Here is an 812-nt window from a genome sequence, read left to right as displayed (position 1 = left end):
GTGTACGTCAGCCCGGAAAAGTGCATATCCAGCAGAACATCATGAAAATAATGGGTACTGTAAAAGCGGTGCCAGTCGGCATACTCCGTGGATGACATCCCGGCAAGCATGGCACGCCAGTCGGGTCGCCCCATCTCACGCGCCAGTTTCAGGGCAAAACTCAGCTCACCGTCGAACACTTTCCCGCAGAAACAGGCTCTGCGGGCCCGGCGTCCTCTGTCTGTTCAGGGGCATTATTCACCACAAACTCATACATACCAGACAGCCGGTACACCACGTTTTCAGCATGAGAAATTGCCTCCGTGGGCCAGGTGGTAAGCACTTCCTGCTCAATCTGTTTAACGGCTTCATTCATGGACGGCATCTGCGTCTTCTGCGGATGGTTATGCCACAGGGACATCGCCACCAGAAACGCGCCGGTTCTGATGGCGTCTTCCACAGTAAACTTCCGGTTGCTGTCTGACTCCGCCTGTTCTGCCTGCCGTTTCATCAGGGCGAGATGCTCAATGCGCTGCAGGGCTGACAGTTCAGAAAGCGTGACGGTCACACCGTTATGTTCAAATGATTCGGTTTTCAGGAACATCGCTGACTCTCCGGATTAACTGGCGGTGACGGTAATTTCTGCAACCGCAGCAAACTCACCATTACCGGATACAACCGGAATGTTGACCTTGCCTGCAGCAACGCCGTTCACGGTGATGGTCATACCACTGACCGACACGGTGGCTTTTGTTTTATCCGCAGACACCGCACGAAAGCTCTTGTCGGTTACGCCCTCCGGCTGGAAGGCCACGGTCAGCGTGGTGCTCTGC

Annotated in this window: 3 protein-coding genes; all 3 read right to left on the bottom strand. The window is 54.9% G+C overall.

Features of this window, described 5'->3' with window-relative positions:
• The coding region (locus CSC62_RS18325) for a phage tail assembly protein T (protein WP_425502056.1) at nucleotides 1-110 on the bottom strand (110 nt) is incomplete at its 3' end.
• 50 nt (nucleotides 111-160) lie between these two features.
• Complete coding sequence (gene gpG, locus CSC62_RS17350; RefSeq protein ID WP_000479153.1) at nucleotides 161-583, bottom strand: phage tail assembly chaperone G; 423 nt, start codon at nucleotides 581-583, stop codon at nucleotides 161-163.
• A 15-nt stretch (nucleotides 584-598) separates the two neighbouring features.
• Nucleotides 599-812, bottom strand: a 214-nt coding sequence (locus CSC62_RS17345) for an Ig-like domain-containing protein (RefSeq protein ID WP_162407898.1), incomplete at its 5' end; no start/stop codon positions are given.

Origin of the sequence: Pseudoxanthomonas jiangsuensis (assembly GCF_010093185.1) — a bacterium.
In the GTDB taxonomy this organism is placed as follows: Bacteria; Pseudomonadota; Gammaproteobacteria; order Xanthomonadales; family Xanthomonadaceae; genus Pseudoxanthomonas; species Pseudoxanthomonas jiangsuensis.
Note: the sequence above shows the minus strand (reverse complement) of the source record. Positions and strands in the feature narration are given on the sequence as shown.

Excerpts from the sequence above, each read along its gene's own strand:
- gpG (WP_000479153.1), bottom strand. The coding sequence starts at position 583 with ATGTTCCTGAAAACCGAATCATTTGAACATAACGGTGTGACCGTCACG.